This is a genomic window from Pseudomonas sp. URMO17WK12:I11, from assembly GCF_007677725.1.
In the GTDB taxonomy this organism is placed as follows: Bacteria; Pseudomonadota; Gammaproteobacteria; order Pseudomonadales; family Pseudomonadaceae; genus Aquipseudomonas.
The window spans coordinates 252,771-274,954 of the sequence record NZ_VEDF01000004.1 but is presented as its reverse complement, the minus strand read 5'-3'; the positions used below and the strand labels follow the sequence as shown (position 1 = coordinate 274,954).

The 22,184-nt window shown below is 64.1% G+C and carries 23 protein-coding genes and 1 riboswitch; of the genes, 6 read left to right on the top strand and 17 right to left on the bottom strand.

Annotated features, from left to right (window positions below; genetic code table 11):
* Positions 1 to 4: 4 nt before the first annotated feature.
* The 8 genes from FS665_RS10010 to FS665_RS09975 all read right to left on the bottom strand — a co-directional run bounded on the left by FS665_RS10010 (position 5) and on the right by FS665_RS09975 (position 8,176).
* Entirely contained in the window at positions 5 to 853 is an 849-nt protein-coding gene (locus tag FS665_RS10010; protein ID WP_145187159.1) for a shikimate dehydrogenase, read from the bottom strand.
* Entirely contained in the window at positions 850 to 1,299 is a 450-nt protein-coding gene (gene aroQ, locus FS665_RS10005) for a type II 3-dehydroquinate dehydratase (protein WP_145187156.1), read from the bottom strand. The genes FS665_RS10010 and aroQ overlap by 4 nt, the downstream gene beginning before the upstream one ends.
* Positions 1,300 to 1,496: 197 nt before the next feature.
* The gene (locus tag FS665_RS10000) at positions 1,497 to 2,831 is read right to left on the bottom strand and encodes an MFS transporter (protein ID WP_145187153.1); all 1,335 of its coding nucleotides are present in this window, start codon (positions 2,829 to 2,831) and stop codon (positions 1,497 to 1,499) included.
* Positions 2,832 to 2,988: 157 nt separating this feature from the next.
* Positions 2,989 to 3,639: a hypothetical protein gene (locus FS665_RS09995; RefSeq protein ID WP_256675077.1), complete on the bottom strand. Its 651-nt coding sequence runs from the start codon at positions 3,637 to 3,639 to the stop codon at positions 2,989 to 2,991.
* Positions 3,640 to 3,899: 260 nt separating this feature from the next.
* A complete protein-coding gene (locus tag FS665_RS09990; RefSeq protein WP_145187147.1) occupies positions 3,900 to 6,050 on the bottom strand; it encodes a TonB-dependent siderophore receptor in 2,151 nt (716 codons plus the stop codon).
* 69 nt (positions 6,051 to 6,119) lie between these two features.
* Positions 6,120 to 6,530: a DUF2946 family protein gene (locus FS665_RS09985; protein WP_145187144.1), complete on the bottom strand. Its 411-nt coding sequence runs from the start codon at positions 6,528 to 6,530 to the stop codon at positions 6,120 to 6,122.
* A gap of 46 nt (positions 6,531 to 6,576) precedes the next feature.
* Complete coding sequence (gene uvsE, locus FS665_RS09980; protein WP_145187141.1) at positions 6,577 to 7,599, bottom strand: UV DNA damage repair endonuclease UvsE; 1,023 nt, start codon at positions 7,597 to 7,599, stop codon at positions 6,577 to 6,579.
* Between the two features lie 97 nt (positions 7,600 to 7,696).
* On the bottom strand, positions 7,697 to 8,176 hold the full coding sequence (locus FS665_RS09975) for a hypothetical protein (RefSeq protein WP_145187137.1): 480 nt from the start codon (positions 8,174 to 8,176) through the stop codon (positions 7,697 to 7,699).
* Between the two features lie 110 nt (positions 8,177 to 8,286).
* Between FS665_RS09975 and FS665_RS09970 the strand changes: the two genes are divergently transcribed.
* Positions 8,287 to 8,787, top strand: a complete 501-nt coding sequence (locus FS665_RS09970; protein WP_145187134.1) for a GNAT family N-acetyltransferase — start codon at positions 8,287 to 8,289, stop codon at positions 8,785 to 8,787.
* A gap of 105 nt (positions 8,788 to 8,892) precedes the next feature.
* On the top strand, positions 8,893 to 9,204 hold the full coding sequence (locus tag FS665_RS09965; protein WP_145187131.1) for a hypothetical protein: 312 nt from the start codon (positions 8,893 to 8,895) through the stop codon (positions 9,202 to 9,204).
* On the opposite strand, the gene FS665_RS09960 is transcribed toward FS665_RS09965, so the two are convergent.
* From FS665_RS09960 to FS665_RS09945, 4 genes are all read right to left on the bottom strand, one after another.
* Entirely contained in the window at positions 9,190 to 10,539 is a 1,350-nt protein-coding gene (locus FS665_RS09960; RefSeq protein WP_145187128.1) for an OprD family porin, read from the bottom strand. The genes FS665_RS09965 and FS665_RS09960 overlap by 15 nt on opposite strands.
* Positions 10,540 to 10,555: 16 nt before the next feature.
* Positions 10,556 to 11,344, bottom strand: coding sequence for an ABC transporter ATP-binding protein (locus tag FS665_RS09955; RefSeq protein ID WP_145187125.1), 789 nt, complete (start codon positions 11,342 to 11,344; stop codon positions 10,556 to 10,558).
* Positions 11,341 to 12,354, bottom strand: coding sequence for an iron ABC transporter permease (locus FS665_RS09950; protein WP_145187122.1), 1,014 nt, complete (start codon positions 12,352 to 12,354; stop codon positions 11,341 to 11,343). Before FS665_RS09950 ends, FS665_RS09955 begins: the two co-directional genes overlap by 4 nt.
* Before the next feature lie 146 nt (positions 12,355 to 12,500).
* Positions 12,501 to 12,701, bottom strand: a riboswitch (cobalamin riboswitch).
* A 28-nt stretch (positions 12,702 to 12,729) separates the two neighbouring features.
* Positions 12,730 to 13,896, bottom strand: coding sequence for a DUF1624 domain-containing protein (locus tag FS665_RS09945; RefSeq protein ID WP_145187117.1), 1,167 nt, complete (start codon positions 13,894 to 13,896; stop codon positions 12,730 to 12,732).
* Between the two features lie 240 nt (positions 13,897 to 14,136).
* Here FS665_RS09945 and FS665_RS09940 point away from each other — a divergent pair, with 240 nt between their 5' ends.
* Positions 14,137 to 14,883 (top strand): outer membrane beta-barrel protein, encoded by a 747-nt coding sequence (locus FS665_RS09940; protein WP_145187114.1) that lies wholly within the window; start codon positions 14,137 to 14,139, stop codon positions 14,881 to 14,883.
* 75 nt (positions 14,884 to 14,958) lie between these two features.
* On the opposite strand, the gene FS665_RS09935 is transcribed toward FS665_RS09940, so the two are convergent.
* Both FS665_RS09935 and lpxO read right to left on the bottom strand, forming a co-directional pair.
* Entirely contained in the window at positions 14,959 to 15,528 is a 570-nt protein-coding gene (locus FS665_RS09935) for a GNAT family N-acetyltransferase (protein WP_145187111.1), read from the bottom strand.
* A 17-nt stretch (positions 15,529 to 15,545) separates the two neighbouring features.
* The gene (lpxO, locus tag FS665_RS09930; RefSeq protein ID WP_145187108.1) at positions 15,546 to 16,445 is read right to left on the bottom strand and encodes a lipid A hydroxylase LpxO; all 900 of its coding nucleotides are present in this window, start codon (positions 16,443 to 16,445) and stop codon (positions 15,546 to 15,548) included.
* A gap of 157 nt (positions 16,446 to 16,602) precedes the next feature.
* On the opposite strand from lpxO, the gene thpR reads away from it, so the two are divergent.
* Complete coding sequence (gene thpR / locus FS665_RS09925; protein WP_145187105.1) at positions 16,603 to 17,151, top strand: RNA 2',3'-cyclic phosphodiesterase; 549 nt, start codon at positions 16,603 to 16,605, stop codon at positions 17,149 to 17,151.
* A 6-nt stretch (positions 17,152 to 17,157) separates the two neighbouring features.
* Here thpR and FS665_RS09920 read toward each other — a convergent pair whose 3' ends face one another.
* Positions 17,158 to 18,063 carry an AraC family transcriptional regulator gene (locus tag FS665_RS09920; RefSeq protein WP_145187102.1) on the bottom strand — a complete coding sequence of 302 codons (906 nt, stop codon included), beginning with the start codon at positions 18,061 to 18,063 and terminating at the stop codon, positions 17,158 to 17,160.
* Positions 18,064 to 18,243: 180 nt separating this feature from the next.
* Here FS665_RS09920 and calA point away from each other — a divergent pair, with 180 nt between their 5' ends.
* Entirely contained in the window at positions 18,244 to 19,296 is a 1,053-nt protein-coding gene (gene calA, locus FS665_RS09915; protein ID WP_145187100.1) for a vanillin reductase, read from the top strand.
* Positions 19,297 to 19,471: 175 nt separating this feature from the next.
* Positions 19,472 to 20,671, top strand: a complete 1,200-nt coding sequence (locus FS665_RS09910) for a sugar transporter (protein ID WP_145187097.1) — start codon at positions 19,472 to 19,474, stop codon at positions 20,669 to 20,671.
* Positions 20,672 to 20,697: 26 nt separating this feature from the next.
* Here FS665_RS09910 and FS665_RS09905 read toward each other — a convergent pair whose 3' ends face one another.
* Both FS665_RS09905 and FS665_RS09900 read right to left on the bottom strand, forming a co-directional pair.
* On the bottom strand, positions 20,698 to 21,282 hold the full coding sequence (locus FS665_RS09905) for a LysE family translocator (protein ID WP_145187094.1): 585 nt from the start codon (positions 21,280 to 21,282) through the stop codon (positions 20,698 to 20,700).
* 50 nt (positions 21,283 to 21,332) lie between these two features.
* Positions 21,333 to 22,163 (bottom strand): AraC family transcriptional regulator, encoded by an 831-nt coding sequence (locus FS665_RS09900; RefSeq protein ID WP_145187092.1) that lies wholly within the window; start codon positions 22,161 to 22,163, stop codon positions 21,333 to 21,335.
* Positions 22,164 to 22,184: the final 21 nt, after the last annotated feature.

Sequence of the window (22,184 nt, the reverse complement as noted above, 5' to 3'; positions counted from 1 at the left end):
TGCTTCAGGACAGGCGGGCGAAATGCGCCTGCATGCGCTCGGCGTCGGCCTGCCTGCCACTGAACAGCTCGAACGCTTTCACCGCCTGGAACACCGCCATGTGGCTGCCGTCGAGGGTGCGGCAGCCCAGCGCGCGGGCGGCGCCAAGCAGTTCGGTCTGCAGCGGAAAGTAAATGATCTCTGCCACCCATAGCCGTGCATGCAGCAGGTGCACGGGCAGCGGCGTGCCGGGCAGCTTGGCCATGCCCACTGGCGTGGTGTTGACCAGACCGTCGGCGGCGGCTACTTCATCGGCCAGCGCCGTGCCCAGCACCGCCCGCCCGGGGCCGAACTGACGGGTGAGGTTGGCGACCAGTGCTTGGGCACGTGCCTGATCCACTTCGAACAGCACCAGGCGCTCGACCCCTTCGCTCAAGAGCGCGTGCGCCACCGCCGAGCCTGCACCGCCTGCGCCCAACTGCACGACATGGCGCCGGGTGGCGCCTGGTAGGCCGCGTCGCAGACCCTCGGCGAAGCCCAGGCAGTCGGTATTGTGGCCTATGCGCTTGCCATCCTTGAGGACGACCGTGTTGACCGCACCGATGCCGCGTGCCTCGTTTGACAGTTCATCGAGCAGCGGCAGGATCGCCTGCTTGAACGGATAGGTGATGTTGAGCCCGGTGAAACCTGTGTGCTGGGCGGCGTCGAGTAATTGCGCCAAGGCGCTGTCCGGCAGGTCGAGTTGGTCGGCGTCGATCAATCGGTACAGGTAACGCAATTGCTGGGCATCGCCTTCGTGCTCATGCAGGGCGGGGGTGCGTGACAACTGAATACCGCGGCCGATCAGGCCAGCGAGAATCGCCGATCGACTCATGGGCAGGGCTCCATCAGCAGTTCGGCGAAATGACTCAAGGCCATGCGATAACCGTGGCTGCCCAGCCCGCAGATGACACCGACGGCGATGGAAGACACGAAGGACAGATGGCGAAAGGGCTCGCGCTTGTGCACGTTCGAAAGGTGCACCTCGATGACCGGCACCTCGCTGGCCAGCAAGGCATCCCGAATGGCTACGGAAGTGTGCGTCCACGCTCCCGGATTGATCACGATACCCGCGCAGCGGCCGCGCGCGGCATGGACCCAATCGATCAGTTCGCCTTCGTGGTTGGTCTGGCGGAACTCGAGGCCCAAGCCGAGGGCGCGCGCCGTCTTGGCGCAGTCCTGGGCGATGTCGGCAAGGGTTTCATGACCGTATTGCGTGGGCTCACGGCTGCCCAGCATGTTCAGATTAGGGCCGTTGAGCACAAGGATGAGGGGTGTCATGGGGCATCACTTTGTTGTTGTTGAATGCCCTATGTTTGTACTGGGTGGTTAATTGAGTCAATCGGCCAGGGTGTCGCAGAGGCAGCAAAGTGGGCGATTACCGAACCGCTACAGCCCGAAGGCCAGCAGTGCGGCAAGCTACAAGCTCCAGGCTAAACGCGGACGTGCTTTTACTTATAGCTTGCAGCTTGCGGCTGTCAGTGGGAGGGGCGCGCTACTGGGTTCGTCTCGTCAGGTGCGTCATCGTGCAAGGAGATGCGTGACGTTTCCGGCAGTGCCAGGCCGCCTACCAGCGCCACCAGGGCGATCACCACCAGATAGAACGCCGGTGCCAGGCTGCTGCCAGTCTGGCTGATCAGCCAAGTTGCCACCAACGGCGCGGTCCCGCCAAACAAGGTGTAGGCCACGTTGTAGGTAATGGCCGATGCGGTGTAGCGGGTGCGGGTCGGGAAGCTCTCGGACAGCAAGGCCGCGGTCACCACACCGCTGCTCAATGCCCCCACCGCCAGCAGAATGACGCCCAGTAAAGCACCTGTCATCGAGCCGGAGCTGGCCAGCCAATAGGCTGGAAAGACGCAGACCATTACCCACAGGCAGGTGAAGCCGATGGTTTTGCGCCGCCCGACCCGGTCGGAGAAAGCACCCGCCAGTGGACAGCCCACGGCGGCGAACAGCAGCGCCACGGTGGTCACCAGCAGGGACTGGGCGCGGGTCAGGTTGCCCACCAATTGCAGGTAGGTTGCAAAATAGGTGGTGAACATATAGAACGACAAGGCCGTCAGCGAGATGAACATGCCCAGGTTGCGAATCGCCCGGCCATGATTGCGCAGGGTCGCTTTGAGCGGCGAGTGTTCATGCTCCTTGCCTTGGGCCAGGGCTTGGCGAAACGCCGGGGTTTCCTCCATGCGCCAGCGCAGGTACAGGCCCACCAGCCCCAGCGGCGCAGCTACCAGAAACGGAATGCGCCAGCCCCAGGCGGCCATCGCTTCGGCGGACAGGCTGGCCTCCAGCCCGTAAGCGATCACTGCCGCGCAGGCAAAGGCGGAAAAGGTCGAAACCGGTACGAAACTGCCGTAGAACGCGCGTTTGTCGCGCGGCGCGTGCTCCATCAGATAGGCACAGGCCCCGGCGTACTCGCCACCGGCGGAAAAGCCTTGCAGGCAGCGCGCCAAGGTCAGCAACACCGGTGCCGCCAGGCCAATGCTGGCGTAGGTCGGCAGCAGACCGATCAGGGTGGTGGAGCCAGCCATCAACAGGATCGTCAATGAAAGGATGCGCTTGCGCCCCAGGCGATCACCCAAGGCGCCAAACACCACGCCTCCCAGGGGACGCAGGGCGAAGGCTACGGCGAACACGGCGAACGTCTTGAGCAAAGCCACGCTGGGATCGCCGCTGGCGAAGAACTGGCTGGCGATCAAGGTGGCGAGAAAACCATATACGGCAAAGTCGAACCACTCGACGAAGTTGCCAATGGCTGAAGCGGCGATGACTCTGCGCAGGGTGGCGGGTGATACCTCATGCGATGCGGACATACGGAAGCTCTCCGGTTCCATGGGCAGCCTGGAAGAATGTGGCGCGCTCAGGCGCGCCATCGTTGTTATCGGCAACCAGTTAACCGGCGCAGGGCGTGGCGCGCTTCGTCGAGGGCGACCTCAAGATGCCTGATAGAGCCGCAGGGCTTGGCGCTTTTCAGGGCCTTGCGCTCAGCCAAGGCGCGTAGTCAAGCCTGACGCTGCCCCTGGCAATACCCTGCACGTCGGCGGCGAAGCCCGGCATCGGTCGCAGGTCCATGGCCATGCAGCGCTGGGCCAGTCGGCTCTGTAGTGCGCCGTCGAGGCGAAAATCGCGGGTCCGCAATGGGTGCTCGGCCATTTGCACCAGGCATCCTGTGACCTTGCCCTGGGCATCGGTCTGATAGTACACCGTGGCCTTGCCGACGCTGGTGAGTGATTCATCACCGAACAAGTGCTGCCAGAAATACGCACGTTTGGCGTTGTATTGCCATTGCTCGGCACCGGGCGCGTACAAGGCTGCAGGCAGGTGAACCGCCAGCGGTGCAACCACTTCAAGATAGCCGCGCTCGCCATACATCGCCTCAGGAGCAATGGGATAGACAGTCTTCCAGCACTGCGCTTCGACCATGCTGGCCAAAGCCTGGAAGTTCGACCGAGAGACATCGGAGGGCAGCAGCAGCTCTGCACTTGGCAGCGGACGCCTGGCTTTGCAGGCGATCGGAGCCGCATTGCGATCGAGGATGACTTTCAGGCTGACGACGCCGACCTGCTTGCCGGTGCTGGCCGAGGCAATACTCTGGGCCAGGGCGTATTGCATTTCGCGCATGAAGCGCTCGTTCGTCGGCGGTTGGCTCTCCAAGGCGGCTCTGGTCTGGCAGCCAGCCAGGCTCGAGAGCGTAATGAGCACGAGCAATTTGGGCAAAGCGGATTGGAACACGGCACGGTCCTAGTCGAGGCGCCGGCTGCCAAGAGCCGGCATGGATGAGGCCGCTAAGTATCGACGATGGCGGAGAAGGAATGTGGCGCGACAGCAGGTAGGAAACTTCCCAACGTCGGTGCCTGCTGCCGGCAGGCACCGACACGGTCTCAGAAGCGCATGTCCATTGCGACTTCCAGCGTGCGGGGTGGGCCCATGTAGTACTGCTGCCCATAAGCCTGCTTGGCGTAGACCTGATCGGTAAGGTTGCGTACCCGTCCAGTCACGCTGATGTGCTCATCCACTCGGTAGCGGACGAAGGCACCGAACAGCGTGTAGCCCGGCGCTTTGAGGGTGTTGGCGTTGTCGGCGTAGACCGCGCCGACATAGCGTGCATCCACACCCGCCGCCCAGGCCGAGGTGAAATCGTAGCTCAGCCACAGGTTGGCGACCTGGGACGGAACATTGACCGGCGCATTGCCCTTGCGTGACACCGACACGCCGTTGACCGCTTCGTTGAAGGTGTCGTACTGCGCATCGACATAGGCGTAGTTGCCTTCGGCGAGCAGCTTGGCGGTGAGCTGCAATCGTCCGGACAGCTCGACGCCACGCGAGGTCTGCTGCCCGGCCTGTACCGTCAGATTGGGGTTGCTGGAATCGCGCACGGCAAAATCCCTGCGCACGATCTGGTACAGCGCGACGGTGGCGGCGCCGCGTCCTTGCCAGAAGTCGAACTTGCTGCCGAGTTCCCATTGCTCGCCCTTGGACAGGTCGAACTGGCCAACGTTGGCGTAGGTCGCCGCCGCCAGGGAGCCTGCCGGAAGGTCCGCGGCGGTGCTGTACTGGGCATACAGGGTGGCTGCAGGCGTCAGCGCGTAGGTCAGGCCCACACGCCCCGACAGCGGCTCCCAGCGGCGCTCGAAGCGCGCCGGAGAGCTTGCGCTGACCGCGCCGTAGTTGCGCACGTGCATGTCCAGGTAGTCATAACGCAAGGCCGTCAGCAAGGCCAGCCGCTCGCTCAGTTGCAGGCGGTTTTCGGCGAACGCCGCACGGTTGTCGGTAACATGCCGGCGCTGCTTGGTCAGGCCCCTGTCGACCCCGGCGATGGTGTAGAAGCTGCCAGGGTCGAACTGCTTGGGATCGACTTCATCGCTCCAATTGCCGGCGGTGGGGTAGACGCTCTGGCGCATGTGCGAATAGTCCAGGCCCAGCGCCCACTGGCTGGCCAGGCCCAGCAGTTGCTGGTCATGGCGCAGCTCCAGGCGATCCCCCAGCACGCTATGCTGATGACGTTGCAGGTAAGGGCTGGCGCGCAGTAAGTTGCCAGCCTGTGTGTAGCTGTAGCGCTCGACGTTGCGGTAATCACGCTGGGCGCTGTAGTGGTACAAGGTGTTGTGCACACTCGTGGCGCCATCGACCTGGTAGTCCAACATCGAGCGCAGCCAGCGCACCCGTTGCTCGTAGCGTCCGTCGGCGACGTTGTAGTTCTCGAAGCGCCGATGCTTGTCGATCTTCATGGCGCTGTGCCCCGGCAAGATCGGAGCGCCCCAGTAGGGGCTATCCTCACGGTCTTGCTGATATTCGATCGCCAGGGTGTGCGTGAGGTTGGGCGAAAGGTCGCTGAGCAGCGACAACGCCAGGCTGTCGGTCTTGCGCGCATTGCGATCGGCATAGCCGTTGCCTTGGCTGCGGCTGAAATCCAGGCGCATGAAATGCTGGGCAACGGCCGGGTCGCTGGCCAACGCCTGGTTGACGCCCACGGCCAGCTCACGTTCATCGAAGCTTGCGTAGCGCACACGGGCATCGACAGTCTGCTGGTCGCGCGTGGCGCTCTTGGTGATGTAGTTGATCGACCCGCCCACCGCGCCTGCGCCATGCAGGAACGAGGACGGCCCGCCCAGCAGCTCGACCCGGTCGAGCATCCAGGCGTCCACTGGCCGGGTGGCGCTGCTGTAACCCAGGTTGATGCCGTTGAACAGTTGGGTGACCTGATTCTGGGTGAAGCCGCGGTAGCTGACGAAGCCGCCATAGCCGGGGTTGGCCGAGGCGTTGATGCCAGTCATGGCGTTGATCACGTCCTGGCTGTCGTTGGCATCGCGGGCCTCGATCAGGCGTCGGTCGGCAACGCTCACCGACGCAGGCGTCTCGCGCGCGCTCAGGCCCAGTCGGGAGCCGGTGCGCAGCGGCTCGTCCAGTTGCACGCCAGTGGGTGCCTGGGGCTCGGCATCGACGCGGGTGGCGTCGAGTTCGACGGCAAGGTCGTGCGCGCAGGCAAATGTGCAGGTGCCCATCAAAAGCACCAGGGAGGTTTTGTGCAGCATGCTGAAGTTTCTTCCACGCAAGAATCATGGCTGACCGCAGGCGCGCGAACAGGCGCGCCCATCATGAGGTCAGGCGATAAGGGCAATACGTGCGTAAAGAGGCGAGGGTGGCGCGCGGGGTGTAAGGGCGGGGCGTTGGTGACGCGGCGGAGGCTGCGCCCAGCTGCGCACCACGATGGGCGTGGTGCCCGGCGCGCGTAGCATGGCGTAGGCCCATGCACCTTGGCTCAGCGGCACTGCCAGGGCAAACGAGGAACACACCGGGCAGTCGAGCTGGGCCAGATGCTGGTCGCCGCCGGCGCCATCGAGGTCGATGGCCACGCCGTGCTCACTGTTGATCGAGCAGAAACCACCTTCCAGGCCGGCCAGGCGCAAGCCGCCCATCTGGCCGTGGTGCAGGCCGCACAGCAACAGGCTGAACAGAACGCTCGCATAGAGCGTCCAGGCCGTCAGCATGCGGGTGTGCCGGGTGATTTTCATGGCGGCGAATCCACCACTGGCAAGCGCGCCCGGATAGTCGTCGCGCTCAGCTCGGTGACTGCAGATAGCGCTGGTAGAAGTCCAGCGTGGCGAGGTTCTTGTCCTTGGCCTCGAACATGATGTCGAAGCGCTCGAGAAACTGCAGCGCGTACCGGTTGGTCCAGTCGTTCCACATCTGCGCACTGTGGGCATACAGATCGCGTTTGTTGACCTGTTCGAGCAAGGCAGGGATGGTCAATTTGCGCTCGGCGCTGAAGCCGAGCGCTTGCAGGTGCTCCGGCGGCTGAGAGTAATGCATGGTCGGGCGCACGCCGCGCCAGCTGTCGATAATGCGCGCCACGCGCGGGTCGGCGGGGTCGATGTAGTCGCCTTCGTGGATCCAGCAGTGATGGATGTCCAGCACCACCGGGGCGAGGTCGGCCAGGCCCAGGCAGTCGTCCACGCCGTAGGTTTTTTCGTCATTCTCGAAGGTGATCACGTTGCGTGCCACTTGCGACAGCCGCGGCCATACGTGGCGCACACCCTCGGCGCCCAGGCGCCCCGCGATGTGGATGTTGCACTTGAAGTCCTGAAAACGCTGGCCGTAGCCCATCATGCGGATCATGTCGGCGTGGTATTCGAACTCGGCCAGGCTGTTTTCCACCACCTCGGGGCGGTCCGAGCCGAGCACGCAGTATTGGCCGGGGTGAAACGACAGGCGGATGTCGCGCTCGCGGGCCAGGGCACCGATGGCGGCGAAGCGCTCGGCCATCAAGGCCTGGAACGCGCTGTCCTGGTACAACGCGGTGGCGCTGGGGTGGCTGTAGAGCGGCAGCAGGTCGCTGCTCAGGCGCAGCATGCGCAACATCGGCGGCAAATCGGCAACATAGGCCAGCAGCCGCAGTTGCGCGTCGAGGTTGTGTTGTACCAGTTCCAGCAGCTTGGCCCGGGCTGCCTCCTGAGTGGCGCCGGATACCCAGCGCAGGGTCGTGGTGCGCGGATTGAACGTGCGCTCGAAGGCCTCCAGCGCCTTGACCTCAAGGCTGCGCTGGGGGTGGCGGTACATACAGGCGAAACCCAGGCGGGCCATGGTCAGTCTCCAGGTGAACGATGTGGCTTGGACCGGGCAGCGGGCAAATCGATCACTGCAAACCGTTGCCTGGCGACGCTGATCGCCTCCGGTCCGCTCAGGGCTGCGGTCGCTCCAGAGCCTGCAATTCGTCCTCGACCTGCTGCATGCGTTGCTCGGCCTTCGCCTGCACCTGCGTATCGCGTGCGCTTTCGCGCATCAGCGCGGTGAGCTTGTCGCTCAGTTGCTGGCCTTGCTCGGTCTGCTCCAGCGCCTTGGCCTTGGCCGGATCGTGGGTGGCAGCCACGATGGTGGCGAACTCGGCATCGCTGAAGTTCTTTTCGCTGTACAGCTTGAACAGGTCCTGACGCTGGTCTTCGACCGTCAGGTGCTTGCGCAGAACTGCGTCAATGGTGGCCTGATCGAGTTGCGGGTGGGTGCGGGTGAGCAGCGCGGCCATGCGCTGGATATTGTGCTCGTACGCCTCCTGCAAGGGCAGGTTGGCGAGAATCTGTTGCTCGCGGCTGGGCTTCTGCTCGCAGCCGGCGAGGGCGGCAGTCAGCAGCAAAGGGAGCAGCAACATCGGAATGCGGGGCATGGGGGGCCTTGGGCGCGTGCTTCAGAAGGTCGTGATTATAGCGGTGTCGGCTTGCCAGCAGCTTGCCTGTGCAGTAGAAAAAGCGGCCATTCATAGCAGGTGCGTCGGCCATGCCTCACTGGACCATCCAACCCCCCAGCCGCGATGACGTCGATGAAGTCGTGGCGTTCATCGACGCTGCCCGTCGCGCGCTGTTTGCGCCGCTAGCCGATTCGCCCTTGCCAGAGGACCTGGCCCATTTCGCCCAGACCTACCTGGACGGCGCGGGCTGTTTCCTCGAAGCGCGCGATCGCGGGCGCTTGATCGCAGGTATCGGCTATCGCCCCTACGACCACCGCTTTGCCCAATTGGATTACCGCGGCCGCCGCGTGGTCGAGGTGGTGCGCCTGTTCGTCCTGCCCGAATACCGTCGCCATGGCCTGGCAGCGGCATTGGTCACGGCGCTGCGCGAGCATGCCCGGGCCGCGTCGGTCGAATGCCTGTACTTGCATACCCATCCGTTCCTGCCGGGGGCCATTGTGTTCTGGGAGCGCCAGGGCTTCACCGTGGTCGATGTCGAGGATGACCCGATATGGCGCACCACGCACATGCACCAGCTGTTGTTGCCCTAGGAAATATCCTACCCAGGGGCATGCTGCGTAGCCGTCATGTTCATTTCTTTGGCCGGACGATTTGCTTACCGTCGCAGTTTTCACGATGACGGAGGAAAGCTGCCCATGGCACATCTTGCGCTGTACAAACTCGACCTGCTCGACGCGTTCGAGAGCCGCAGGGACGAATGGACCTATGTCGATTTCGAGAAACTGCTGACCAAGGTCAGGCCGTCCGCCAGCTACCAGGATGCCAAGGGCATCATCCTGGCGGCGCACAAGGACGGCAGCTGGCCGAAGACGGTGAAGCGCTATCTGCTGAGCAACTACCGGGTGCATCAGAATGTCAGCGCAGAGCTGCACAACGCCTTGATCGACGTGCTGTCCACGCTTACCGAGCATGAGCGTCAAGCCTGGGGGCTGTCAGAAAGCGCCTGACAGCGGCCATTCCACGGCCAGGCGCAGCTGGTCCGAATCCAGCTCCGCCTGCGCCGTGTTGCCCCGGTGCAGGTTGTGGCGCAGCGAGAACGTGGTGCCCTTGGCCTTGCCGCTTTGCACCACATAGCGGGCTTCGAAGTCGCGCTCCCAGTGCTTGCCACCCTGGCCATAACCCAAGTAGGCGTAGCCGCCAGCAGGATCGACATGGCTGCCGTCGATGGCGAAACCGCGTACGTACAGGGCGCTCAGGCTCAGCCCCGGCACGCCGTAGCCGCCCATGTCGAGGTCGTAGCGAGCTTGCCAGGATTTCTCGTTCGGCGCATTGAAGTCGGACAGCTGCACGGCGTTGCCCAGGTAGATCGCCCCGCGCGACGCGTAATCGAACGGCGTGTTGCCATCGACCTGCTGCCACCCCAGGCTGAACCCGTGAGGCCCATGGGTATAGCGTGAGATCAGGCTCCAGGTGGTGTTGTCGATGCGCCCGGACAGCGCCTTGCCGGTGTCGGTGGTGCGATACAGATTCAGGTCCAGGCTCAGGCTCTGCTTCTCGTCTAGAGCGTGGCTGAAGGTGCTGCCCAGGTAGTGCTGATTCCAGGTGTCGGCATAGCGCGAGCTGTACAGGCTGGCGCTGAACGCCGCGCTCGGGCTCCAGACCAGGCCGGCGAGATCGAAGCTGTCGCCTTGGCGAGCGTCGGAATAGTTCACCACGAACCCCTGGTCGTGGCTGGAAGCGTTACGGTCGGTATTTTCGGTGAAATGGCCGGCGACCAGCTTGAGTTTGTCGACTTCGTTGCTGGTGAGAAATACCCCGGTAAAGGTTTCTGGCAGCAGACGGCTATCAGACGAACTGAACACCGGTGTCTTGATCCGTTGTTCGCCGTAGGACAGCACCGTGTTGGACAGGCGCAATTTCAACGCCGCGCCCGCGCGGCTGTATTCACGCTTGGGATGCCCTTCGTTATCCAATGCCAACAGCCGTGCCTTGCCAGCGCGCCCGCCACCGCTGTCCAGACGCAGGCCAAGGTAGGCGTGGGCATCGACGCCTACCCCGATCAGCCCCTGGGTGAAGCCGGACTGCAGCGTGCCCATCAGCCCGTAACCCCATTCCTCGGCCATGCCGTTGCGCTCGCTGCGCGGTTTGTAGGCATTGCGCGCGCTGCCATTGCGGCCACCATGGCGGTAGTCGCGCTGGTCGAACACCGTACGGTTCAACAGGCTCCAGCTGCTGTCTTCTACCAGCCCATTGCTCTGTGACTGCGCTGACTCCGCGCAGGCTAGTGGCGCCAGGCCACTGAGTGGAACGGCTAACAGCAAGAGGGCGGGGCGCAACGGCATGGCGTGGGGTTCCTATTCAGGGGGCGCGGAAACGCAGGATGCGCGCGCCGTCGTACGGGTCGGTCAGATAATGGGCATGCACACCGAACGTGCTCAGCAGGCGCTCGGGCGTCAGCACCTGGTGCGGCGTACCGAGCGCGACCAGGTGGCCTTTGTCGAGCACGGCGACGCGGTCGCAGGTCAGCGCTTGGTTCAGATCGTGCAGCGCCACCAGCGTGGTCACTGCCAGTGCCTGTACCTGTTGCAGCAGGCTCAGCTGATGTTGGATGTCCAGATGGTTGGTCGGCTCATCGAGCAACAGCACCTGGGGGCGCTGGGCCAGGGCGCGGGCGATGTGCACGCGCTGGCGCTCGCCGCCGGACAGCGAGCTCCAAAGACGGGCTCGCAGGTGCTCGGCATCCAGGTCGAGCAGGGCTTGCTCGACGATGGCGCGGTCTTCCCGTGAGAACGGCGCCAGGGCCGATAACCACGGCGTGCGGCCCAAAGCGACGGCATCGTAAACGCTGATCGCATCGAGGGTGTCGGCGTGCTGCTCGACCAGCGCCAGGGCCTGCGCCACGCGCCGGCGCGGCAGGCCTGCCAGGGACTGGCCGAGCAGCTGGATGCTGCCAGCACTGGGGCTGCGCAAGCCGGCCAGCAGTTTGAGCAACGACGACTTGCCCGAGCCATTGGGGCCGACGATGGCCAGGGTTTCCCCGGGCATCAGGCTCAGCTCGACGTTGCACAGCACGCTATTGCCGGCCAGTTGCAGGCTCAAGCCGCGACAGGCCAGTGGTGCAGGTTGCAGGTGCTGCATGACGGTCATGGGCACCCCCGGCGGCTGATCAGGATCAGGGCGAACACCGGCGCGCCGAGCAGCGCCGTGACCACGCCCACCGGGATCACCTGGCCAGCGATCAGCGTACGCGACAGGCTGTCTGCGGCGATCAGAAACAACGCCCCGCCCAGTGCACTGGCGGGCAGCAGACGGTTGTGGCCGGGGCCGAGCAACAGCCGCAGGGCGTGCGGAATGACCAGGCCGACGAAGCCGATGGCACCGACGATCGACACCATCACCGCCGTGACCAGCGCTGCGCAGCTGATCAACAGCAATTGCGTGCGGCGCACGGCAATGCCTAGCGAGGCTGCCGAGTCACTGCCGAAGGTAAAGGCGTCCAGCGCCCGGCGATGCCACAGGCACACCAGCAAGCCCAGCACTGCCACTGGCAGCGCCAACCACACCGATGGCCAGCGCACCCCGCTGAGGTTGCCCAGCAGCCAGAACAGAATGCCCCGGGCCTGCTCGGCAGTGGCCGACTTGGTGATGAGAAAGGCGGTAAGGGCGTTGAACAACTGCGAGCCGGCGATACCGGCAAGGATCACCTGCGCGTTGTTGGCACCAGAGCCGGCGGCGCGCGCCAGGACCAGTACCAGGGCGAAGGCCGCCAGGGCGCCGATAAAGGCGCCGCCTGACATGCTCAGGGCGAAGCTGCCCAGGCCCAGCAGGCCGACCAGCACCGCGCCCGTCGAGGCCCCGGCCGACAAACCCAGCAAGTAAGGTTCGGCCAACGGATTGCGCAAGAGCGCCTGCAGAATCACCCCGCAGATCGCCAGGCCCGCGCCACAGGCTGCGGCCACCAGCGAACGGGTCAGGCGGTAGTTCCAGACGATCCCGGCATCAATGGGGTCGACCGGGTAACCGGCCTGCCACAGGTGATTGGCCAGCACGTGGTAAACCACGCTGGGCGCCAGTCGGGTTTCGCCAATGGCGGTGCCGGCCAGCACGGCCGCCAGTAACGCCAGCACGGCAAGCAGGCTGTAGAGCAGCGCTCTCATGGGCGCGCCGCTGGAACGGGGGCGAGTTGCGAAGACATGTTCGGGGGATCTCCTATCGGGCAGTTCTGGGGAGGAACGCACGGACAGGCATCGCCACGCCGCTGCTGGCGCAGCGGCACACCGATGACCATCCCGGACACCCCGCCGGTTGGTGAATGTAGGCCGGCAGGTCTCCTGACTGGTGCGTCCTCGCCCGGCTCCGGCCTTCCCAGGGCAATAGACCCAGTGGCATCGATGGAGCAGGCTCGGCACCTACAGTTGCGGGGGCAGTTCCGATTGGCGCGCCTGGGGCGGGCCTGGGATTCCCTTTTGATTCCGTGATGGAAACCGGCGGCCGCATGGTAGACCATCCGCTCGCCGGGGCAAAACGCTAAATCAGAAGTACTTGAGCCAGGCGATGTCGCGGCGACGGCCCTTGAGCTGGGCGAACCAGCGCACCGGCAGGTATAGCGCTGCCGCTAGCGCGACTGCCGCCAACCAGACCGCGCCAATGCCCTCAAAGCCGAAATAGGCACCTTGATTGAGGCCAAACAGCGCCACGCACGCCAGGTACAACAGTTTGAGCACGTACAGGTGCAGCAAGTAGAAGAACATCGGTGCGGCGCCGAACACCGCCAGCACGCTGATCCAGCGCGCCGCGCCCGCGCGCTCGAAACCACGCAGCAGCAGCAGGCCGCAACCCAGGGTGAGTGCCAGGAACAGCAGCGATGGCGGGTATTTGGTGATATTGAAAAAGCTCATCAGCGTTTGCGTGATGCTCGGGTAGGCGCTCCAGGGCGCTTCGCCGTAGCCGTTGTACAGGCGCAGTGCGACGAAACCGCACAACGCCAGCAATCCGGCCAGCAACAGCCGATGCTGGCGCTGGGCCGGCTGGCTGCCCCGGGCGAACCATGGGCCAAGGGCATAACCCAGGGCGATTACGCCGATCCACGGCAACACTGGGTAGGAGGTACGCAGGCGCAGGCCTTCGGAAACCTGCAACCAGCCGCGGTCATGCAGGATCGCCCATGGCACATGCATGGCCGAACCCACGCCAAAATGCACGCCGTCGAGCAGGTTATGCCCGGCGATGATCAGCGCGCCGAGCACCAGCAATGCCGTGCGCGGCAGCCACACCAGCACTGACAACGCGATCATGCTGACGCCAATGGCCCAGATCACCTGCATGTACACCACGCTCGGTGGCAGCTGGAACGTCCAGGCAAAATTCACCAAGGTAAATTCCAGCACCACCAGGAACAGCCCGCGCTTGAACAGAAACGCCGAGACATCGCTGCGGCCCTGGTGCTTCTCGCCGTACAACCAGGCCGACAGCCCGGTCAGCAGGACGAACACCGGAGCGCACAGGTGCGCCAGCGTGCGGCTGAAAAACAGCGTGGGGTCGGTGGCATCTATCGCCATCGGGTCGCCAACCTGGCGATGCAGGAAGAAGGTTTCGCGTACGTGATCGAGCAACATGAACACGATCACCAGTCCGCGCAGGGCGTCGATGCTTTGCAGGCGCTGGTGGAGCAGGGTGGGAGTCGCTGAGGCGCTGGTCATGGAAGTGGGTCGCAGGCAGGAATTGATGTCAAATGAAACGTTATCTTATAACTTTTGTTTCATTGTTGGTAGCCCTTTCCTAGCTTGATCAAGCACGAAACCTCCGACCCAGCGGCGCGCCGCTGAGTAGCTAATGAAAATTTCGTGAATTTCTCGTGAATTTAACCGAACTTTTTCGCCGAGGTTCGCCTCGAAGCGCTCGTTAGTCATTTGTCTTACTGTCATGGAGACTGTATTCGTATGTTCGCTCGCAACCTGCTGCGTCACGCCGGCCTGCTCGCTCTGGTCAGCTCGCCAATCCTCGCCCATGCCGCGCCAAGCACCGACCCGCTGTTCAGCGTTGGTCTGCTGGGTGCTTACAATAAGTTCAAGTTCGAAGGCGGCAGTGAGTCGGATAAGGAGCATCTGGGCCAAGGTGGTCTGTTCGCCACCTTCGGCAACAAGATGACCGCCGAGTCCGGGTTCATCTACCAGATTGGCGCAGAGGCCAAGTACGGCAAGAAAAACGACGACAAGCTCAAGGAAGCGCAAGCCGACCTGGACCTGGGCTGGCGTGCGGCGTTGGATGCGCGTAATTTCGTCGACGTCACCGTGGGTGGCGGCTACAGCTGGACGCGTTTCGAGCCAGAGATCAACGACCTGGATACCAAGCTGACCTACAAGTCGCCGTTCGCCAAGGCGGCGCTGGGCTACAACCATCAGTTCGACGCCTCGACCCTGCGCGTTGAAGTCGGCGCACGTCACACCATCGATGGCCGCGCCCGCCTCAAGGTCGACGATTTCGGCAGCGATACGGTGGACCTGAAAGACCGTACCAACCCATATGCCGAAGTGACCCTGCTGATGAACCAGCAAGGCGCGTTGCCGCTGCAGGCCGGCGTCTACTACACCCGGACCGAATACAAGCTCGATGAAGATTCGCCGGTAGCCGACAATACCAAGCTCAAGCGTGACGAGTTTGGCTTCAAAGTCGGCATGGCGTTCTGATGCTGGATGCCTGAGGCACTGCCCCACCGCTCGTCTCGCACGGCGGCGGGGCAGGCCAGGCAGCTGCTACACGTCCTAGCGCCCGCGGCGGCGCGAAACCCGCGCTTCGATATTGTTGCGCCCGATCAGCAACGCAGGCGTCTCCACCACCGGCGCATCGGCAAGCCATTTGTACATCACCAGACAGTCGACCAGGCCCAGGCGGGCATGGCGATAGGCCTTGGGCAGCCGACCCACCGTCTCGAAGCCCAGCTTGTTCCACAGCGCCACGGCCACTTCGTTGCTGGCGACCACGCTGTTGAACTGCAGCGCCAGGAAGCCTTCCTGGCGTGCCAGTTTCTGTGAGTGTTCGCACATCAGCCGTGCCACCCCGCGGCCCTGGGCAGCGGCGCAGACCATATAGCCACAGTTGCCGACATGGGCCCCGGGTCCCGCCGCATTGGCCTTGAGGTAATACGAGCCCAGCAGCTCACCGTCCTCTTCGGCTACCAGCGTGTGCAGCGGCAGTTCAAGCCACAGCCGGCGCGCCTGGGCGAAGTCGAGCTCGGGATCGAGCGCGTAGGTTTCGCGGGCCTGGACGACTGCCTGCAAGGTGGGCCAGAAACGCTCGAAGTCATCGGGCGTCATGGGGCGAATGTCGATCATGGCGCTTCCTCGAACCATCAGATGTAGATGAACAGCACTATCAATGCCGCTACCACCAGCCACTTTTCCAGGTAGTAACGCATGCGATTGCGCTTCTTCAACGCCTTGCCGCGTTCGCGTATGCGGTAGATGCGGGTGAATAGACGATTGATCGCACCGGTCTTGTCGCCGGCGTCGTTGGGCGCTGCTGCGGCGGCCATGACATTGCGGCTGAACCAGCGGTTGAAGGCGGTGGCCCAGCGGTACTTGAGCGGCCGCTCGATGTCGCAGAACAGGATGATGCGATTGTGCTCGGTGGTGTTGGCCGCATAGTGAATGTAGGTTTCATCGAACACCACACCCTCGCCATCGCGCCACGAATACTTTTCGCCGTCCACGTCGATATAGCAGCCATCGTCATTGGGCGTGTCCAGGCCCAGATGGAAACGGTACGACCCTGCGTATGGGTCACGGTGGCGCACCAGCTTGGCCCCCGGCGGCAAGGTGGCGAACATCGCCGCCTTGACCGTGCCGATGCCTTGCAGCAGCTCGGTGGTGCGCGGGCACAGGGTCATCGCCGAGGGGTGGCTCTCGCCGTACCACTTCAGATAAAAGCGCTTCCAGCCGGTCTTGAAGAACGAGTTGAAACCCACGTCGTCGTAGTTGTCGGATTTCTTGATCTCGCCGACGTGCAGCAACTGCTGCGCTTCGGCGCGAATTTCCTGCCAGTGCTCCTGGAGCGGCTGCAGCTCGGGGAAGGCCTCGACGGGCAAGTAGGGCTTGGCCGGGTGTTTGGAAAACAGGTACAGAAAGCTGTTGACCGGCGCCAGGAAGCTTGAGTGATCGCCCAGCTGGCGGGTCAACTTGTGGCGTACCCGACCGCGCAGGTGAACGTAGGCGATCGAGAGAACGAAGATCAGTACGAGTGCAATTTTCATGGACGTTTACTTGTCGAAAAATGGCCATGCGCCATGGCGTAAGCCCGCCAGCATAAACAATCATGGGGGCAGTTTGTACATATTGTTACGTTGAGCCGGGGCGATTTGCGGGCATGACCGGCTAGCGAGCGCAAACGTTTCACGCAATGGAGTTCCTATGATCCAGGCCATCCGCGCCAGTGGCGCCCCGTTCAAACGGCTGTTCTTCGCCTTGCCGGTCAGCGATAGCCAGCGCCGCGCCATCGCCCACTGGCGGCGTGGTCTGAACCTGCGCAGCGGCAAGCCGGTGCCTAGCGAAAACTTCCACCTGACCTTGCTGTTTCTGGGGGACGTAGACGCCGCGCAGGTACCGGCGATTTGCGCCGCAGTCGATACCCTCACGCGCCCGCAAGCGCCACTTCGCCTGGTGCTCGACCGGTTGAACAGCTGGCAACGCGCCGGCGTGCTGGCGCTGGAGGCGCAGGAAACGCCAGCTGCCCTGCGCCAGTTGGTCTACGCCTTGCAACAGGCACTGCTGCCGATGGGCTTTGGCGAGCAGGGCCGCGAGTATCGCCCGCACCTGACCTTGTCGCGCGACTTCCGCCACCAGGCGCCCGAAGCGGGGGTAGCACCGGAATTCTTCCTCGATGCCCGGGTGTTCACCCTTTACGAATCGCGCAAAGGGCGGTATTGGCCACTGGCGCAATGGCCGCTGGGCGACGCCTGAGGCGGCTCACACCGGCAGGCTCTGGTACGACAGTTCGTCGCCGGGGCTGCGCGCGAACTGGCGCTTGTACTCGCGGCTGAACTGCGAGGTGCTCTGGTAGCCCACTCGATGCGCCGTCTGCGCCACGCCCAAGCCTTCGCCGATCAGCATCTGTTGGGCCTTGAGCAGGCGCAGGCGCTTGACATACTGCATTGGCGCCATGTCGGTGCAGCGCTTGAAGTGCTCATGGAAGGTCGAGACACTCATGTTCGCACACGCTGCCAGGGCCTCGACGCTCAAGGGTTCGGCGTAATGCTCGCGCAGGTGCATGAGTGCCGCGCCAATTCGTGCAAAGTGACCCTGCTGCTCGACCAGCGCGCGCAGCGCCCCAGCTTGCGGTCCGCGCAGTGCGGTGTAGAGCACTTCACGCACGCGCGCCGGCCCCAGGACTTTGGCGTCCACCGGGTCTTGCAGACACTGCAGCAGGCGCTCGACCGATGCGCGCATCGGCGCATCCAGCGCCGCCGAGGTCATCGACTGTGGCGTCTGCGCCTGTACCACAGCATCGGGGGCCAGGCCCATGCTCTGCACCAATTCGCCCAGCACACCACGGTCGATGTCCACTGCCACACCCAGCAGCGGTACATCGGCGGTGGCGAAGGTTTCGCACATGAACGGCACCGACAGGGCCTGCACCAGGTAATGCCCCGCACCGTACTCCAGGGTGCGCGGCCCCAGGCGCGCCAGCTTGCTGCCCTGCGCCAGGATCATCAGGCTCGGCTCGTAGATTTGCGGGCTGCTGGCTACATAGTGGTCCCAACTCAGCACTTGCACCTGAGGCAGGTGGGTTGGGACGAACCCCGGGCGTTCGGCAAGGCGGCGGATGAGCGCGCACAGCGGGGCGTTGGCATCGACGTGACGGGTCAGTTGCATGGTGTACCAGGACAGAGAATCAGACAGTGGCATCATCGCAGATTGGCTGGTCAGCGCCAGAGGCTGGGTGCAAGGTTCGGACGATCAGGCATGGATGTCGGAGAATCAGCCGTGGCGGGTCACAGGCTTGAAGGGCAAAATGGCCTCACTGAACCGTTTCACTTCATCGAGAGGTCCCGTATGTACACTGCTATCGGTTACGCCGCGCAAACCCCGACCAGCCCCCTGGCGCCCATGAAGTTCGAGCGCCGCGCGCCGCGTCCTGACGATGTGGTCATCGACATTCTCTACTGCGGCGTGTGTCACTCCGACATTCACCAGGCGCGCAACGAGTGGGGCATCGCCGTGTACCCGCTGATGCCCGGTCACGAGATCATCGGCCGGGTCACCGCCGTGGGTGAGCAGGTCAGCGCACACAAGGTTGGCGACCTGGTCGGGGTCGGCTGCATGGTCGATTCCTGCCGCCACTGCGAAGCGTGCGCCAAGGAGCTGGAGCAATATTGCCTGGAAGGCCCGACCATGACCTACGCCACCCCGGACCGGGTCGATGGCAGCAACACCATGGGCGGTTATTCCAGCAGCATCGTGGTCAGCGACCATTTCGTGGTGCGCATTCCCGCAGGCATGGACCTGCCCAGCGCTGCGCCGATTCTGTGCGCCGGCATCACCACCTATTCGCCGCTCAAGCACCACGGCGTGGGCCCTGGCCACAAGGTCGGCATTCTCGGCATGGGCGGCCTGGGCCATATGGGCATCAAGCTGGCCAAGGCCCTCGGTGCCGAAGTCACCTTGTTCACCCGTTCCCAGGCCAAGGCCGATGAAGCACGTCGCCAGGGCGCCGACCATGTGATCGTCTCCACCGATGCCGAGCAGATGCGCGCTGCCGCGGGCCGCTTCGACTTCCTGCTCGACACCATCCCGGTGCAGCACGACCTCAATCCGTACCTGGAAACGCTGAAATTCGATGGCGTGCACATCCTGGTCGGTCTGATCGAGCCGATCGACCCGGCGCTGCATGCTGCCAACCTGGTGATGAAACGCCGCGTGCTGGCTGGCTCGCTGATCGGCGGCATCGCCGAAACCCAGGAAGTGCTGGATTTCTGCGCCAAGCACGACATCCGCTGTGACATCGAGATGCTCGATATCCGCAATATCAACCAGGCCTACGAGCGCATGATCGCCGGCGATGTGAAATACCGTTTCGTCATCGACATGGCCACCCTGCAGGGCTGAGCCTGGCCCTCGTCCCAACCTCTGGTAGAGGGGCAGACGCGGGGTTGTGAGGGCCTGGCGTGACGCGTACCATGCCGGGCATTCCTTCCAATGACAAACCGTGCGTCAGCGCTGCCGAACCCCGGCCGCTGGCGCGCGCTCTGTTGCCCTGTCTGCCCAGAAGCGATTCTTATCCATGAATGGACCCATCCCCACCCAGCTACCACCGACCGTCGGTGGCGGCAGCTGGCTAAGCGTGATTGCCCTGGCGCTGGCCGCCTTCATTTTCAACACCACCGAGTTCGTCCCGGTGGCATTGCTCAGCGACATCGGTGCGAGTTTCGACATGAGCACGGCGCAGGTCGGCCTGATGCTGACCATCTATGCATGGGTGGTGGCGCTGGCCTCGCTGCCGATGATGCTGCTGACCCGCAACGTCGAGCGTCGGCGCCTGCTGCTGTTCGTGTTCCTGGTGTTCATCGTCAGCCACTTGCTGTCGTGGCTGTCACAGAGTTTTGCCATGCTGCTGGTCAGCCGCATCGGCATCGCCCTGGCCCATGCGGTGTTCTGGGCCATCACAGCTTCACTTGCGGTACGCGTGGCGCCTGCGGGCCAACAGGCCAAGGCGCTCGGTCTGCTGGCCACCGGCACGACCCTGGCGATGGTCCTGGGTATCCCGCTCGGGCGGGTGGTCGGTGAAGCACTGGGTTGGCGCATCACCTTCCTGAGCATTGCCGGCGTGGCGCTGGCGACCATGCTGTGCCTGGTCAAGTCGCTGCCGTTGCTGCCCAGCCAGAACTCCGGCTCGCTGCGCAGCCTGCCGGTGCTGTTCAAGCGACCGGCACTGGTCATCACCTACGTGCTGGTGACCCTGGTCATCACCGCGCAATTCACCGCCTACAGTTATATCGAGCCGTTCGCCCTGCAGGTGGCGCAGATCGGCGGCGAGCGCACCACGTTGCTGCTGTTGCTGTTCGGCGGCGCTGGGGTGCTTGGTTCGGTGCTGTTCAGCCGCTACAGCGAGCGGTTCCCCCATGGCTTTCTACTGGGCTCGATCGCCGTGCTGGCGGCGTGCCTGCTGTTGCTGCTGCCGCTGTCTGGGCACTTCTATGTGTTCGCGGCGCTGAGCATGTTCTGGGGTGTGGCGATCCTGAGCTTCAGCCTGTCGCTGCAATCCAAGACCCTGAAATTGGCCCACGACGCCACCGACGTGGCCATGGCGTTGTTTTCGGGGATCTACAACATCGGTATCGGCGGCGGTGCGCTGCTCGGCAGCATCGTCAGCAGCCAGCTGGGCGTGGCCAATATCGGCCTGGTCGGCGGTAGCGTTGCGTTGATGGGGCTGCTCCTGGCGCTGGCCGGCACCCAGCGCTTGCGCCAGGCCTTGCCGCACTGATCGGCGAGCCGCGGCCTGGGCGGCGCTCAGCGCAAGACCGCTGTCCAGGCTGAGGCCAGTAACAACACCGCCAGTGTGCGGTTGAACCACAACAGTCGCCCAGGGCGGCTCAGCCAGCGGGCGCTGCCCACGCCCAGCAGCGCCCATGCCGTCATGCAGGGCAGGGCGACCAGCAGGAACACCAACGCCAGTTGCCAGATGGGCAGCGAGGGTGCTGCAAAGACCCCGATCACGGCCACGGCCATCATCCAGACCTTGGGGTTGATCACCTGCAGGGATGCTGCGTCCAATGCCGTGAAGGGTTTGCCGCTGGCGCTGTCGAGCGGCTGCCCTGCATTGCGCAGCATGCGCCAGGCGAGCACGCTCAACCACACGACGCCCGCCCAGTTCATCATGTGCTGAACCTGCGCATGCCGCGCCAGCAGCTCATCCAGGCCCAGGCCGACCAGCAGCACCACCGCTGCCGCGGCGCCGCACCCGGCCAGTATTGGCGCCAGGCTCGCGCGCATGCCGCGGCGGGCACCGTGGGCGAGAATCAGCAGGTTGGTCGGCCCGGGACTGATGCTCGACACCAGGGCGAATAACAAGAACGCCAACAACGATTGCGACATGGAAAACGGCTCCGTGTGAAAAGAGCCCCATGCTCGCAACGGCCGCCGGTTCAGTCTGGAAGGTTTGAGCAGCGCCTGCGGTAGTCGGCAGGGGTCAGCCGATAGGCGCGGCGAAACCAGCGGCCAAGGTGGCTCTGGTCGGCGAAGCCCAGCGCCACGGCGGCTTCGGCGGGCGTCTGGCCCTGGCCCAGCAGGCGTCGGGCGCGGGCCAGGCGCAGCTGGATGAGGTAAGCGTGAGGCGCCAGGCCAAAGGCGCTCTTGAACGCCCGTGTCAAGCGGAAACGGTCGACCCCGCAGGCCTGCGCGACCTGTTCCAGGGCAATGTCCTGATCAAAGTGCGCATGCAGAAAATCCCGCGCGCGCTGGGCGGTGAGTGGCAGGCGCGGGTCGGGGTTCAGGCGTTTGCGCCAGTGCAGGTGACAGGTCAGCGCGGCCAGCAGTTGGTCCAGCGCCGCCTGGCGCACGATGCGCAGTTCCTGGCCATGCATCGCTTGAAACGCCAGGGCTGTGGCACACACCAGGCGGGTGTCCTGGCACAAGGTATCAGCGAAGCGCGGCAGGCTGTCGCCGGGCACCTGGTCGAACAGCGCGCGCAGTTCGGTGTCCAGCCACTGCGGATCGAGGTACAAGGTCGAATAGGTAAAACCCTCGGCGGTGGGCGCATCACCGTCATGCAGGTCGCCCGGCTCGAGCAGAAACACATGACCTGCCGTGCTTTGATGCCGCACCTTACGGCAATTGAATTGCTGCACACCTTGCTCGGTCACCCCGACCAGGAAGCTGTCGTGCCAGTGCGGGTCGTAGGCATGGCCGACGAAATGCGCACGAACCGACTCGATGCCGGTGTCGGCGTCTTGCTTGAGATCGATCCAGTTACTCATGGCAGCAGGCTTAGTTCAGGG

Coding starts and splice junctions, on each gene's coding strand:
- FS665_RS09985 (WP_145187144.1), bottom strand. CDS start 6,530: ATGAAAATCACCCGGCACACCCGCATGCTGACGGCCTGGACGCTCTAT.
- FS665_RS09900 (WP_145187092.1), bottom strand. CDS start 22,163: ATGAGTAACTGGATCGATCTCAAGCAAGACGCCGACACCGGCATCGAG.
- FS665_RS09965 (WP_145187131.1), top strand. CDS start 8,893: ATGGCACATCTTGCGCTGTACAAACTCGACCTGCTCGACGCGTTCGAG.
- lpxO (WP_145187108.1), bottom strand. CDS start 16,445: ATGAAAATTGCACTCGTACTGATCTTCGTTCTCTCGATCGCCTACGTT.
- calA (WP_145187100.1), top strand. CDS start 18,244: ATGTACACTGCTATCGGTTACGCCGCGCAAACCCCGACCAGCCCCCTG.
- uvsE (WP_145187141.1), bottom strand. CDS start 7,599: ATGGCCCGCCTGGGTTTCGCCTGTATGTACCGCCACCCCCAGCGCAGC.
- FS665_RS09945 (WP_145187117.1), bottom strand. CDS start 13,896: ATGACCAGCGCCTCAGCGACTCCCACCCTGCTCCACCAGCGCCTGCAA.
- FS665_RS09940 (WP_145187114.1), top strand. CDS start 14,137: ATGTTCGCTCGCAACCTGCTGCGTCACGCCGGCCTGCTCGCTCTGGTC.
- FS665_RS09920 (WP_145187102.1), bottom strand. CDS start 18,063: ATGCAACTGACCCGTCACGTCGATGCCAACGCCCCGCTGTGCGCGCTC.
- FS665_RS09955 (WP_145187125.1), bottom strand. CDS start 11,344: ATGACCGTCATGCAGCACCTGCAACCTGCACCACTGGCCTGTCGCGGC.
- FS665_RS10000 (WP_145187153.1), bottom strand. CDS start 2,831: ATGTCCGCATCGCATGAGGTATCACCCGCCACCCTGCGCAGAGTCATC.
- FS665_RS10010 (WP_145187159.1), bottom strand. CDS start 853: ATGAGTCGATCGGCGATTCTCGCTGGCCTGATCGGCCGCGGTATTCAG.
- FS665_RS09960 (WP_145187128.1), bottom strand. CDS start 10,539: ATGCCGTTGCGCCCCGCCCTCTTGCTGTTAGCCGTTCCACTCAGTGGC.
- FS665_RS09975 (WP_145187137.1), bottom strand. CDS start 8,176: ATGCCCCGCATTCCGATGTTGCTGCTCCCTTTGCTGCTGACTGCCGCC.
- FS665_RS09995 (WP_256675077.1), bottom strand. CDS start 3,639: ATGCGCGAAATGCAATACGCCCTGGCCCAGAGTATTGCCTCGGCCAGC.
- FS665_RS09905 (WP_145187094.1), bottom strand. CDS start 21,282: ATGTCGCAATCGTTGTTGGCGTTCTTGTTATTCGCCCTGGTGTCGAGC.
- FS665_RS09990 (WP_145187147.1), bottom strand. CDS start 6,050: ATGCTGCACAAAACCTCCCTGGTGCTTTTGATGGGCACCTGCACATTT.
- FS665_RS09950 (WP_145187122.1), bottom strand. CDS start 12,354: ATGAGAGCGCTGCTCTACAGCCTGCTTGCCGTGCTGGCGTTACTGGCG.
- FS665_RS09910 (WP_145187097.1), top strand. CDS start 19,472: ATGAATGGACCCATCCCCACCCAGCTACCACCGACCGTCGGTGGCGGC.
- FS665_RS09970 (WP_145187134.1), top strand. CDS start 8,287: ATGCCTCACTGGACCATCCAACCCCCCAGCCGCGATGACGTCGATGAA.
- FS665_RS09935 (WP_145187111.1), bottom strand. CDS start 15,528: ATGATCGACATTCGCCCCATGACGCCCGATGACTTCGAGCGTTTCTGG.
- thpR (WP_145187105.1), top strand. CDS start 16,603: ATGATCCAGGCCATCCGCGCCAGTGGCGCCCCGTTCAAACGGCTGTTC.
- aroQ (WP_145187156.1), bottom strand. CDS start 1,299: ATGACACCCCTCATCCTTGTGCTCAACGGCCCTAATCTGAACATGCTG.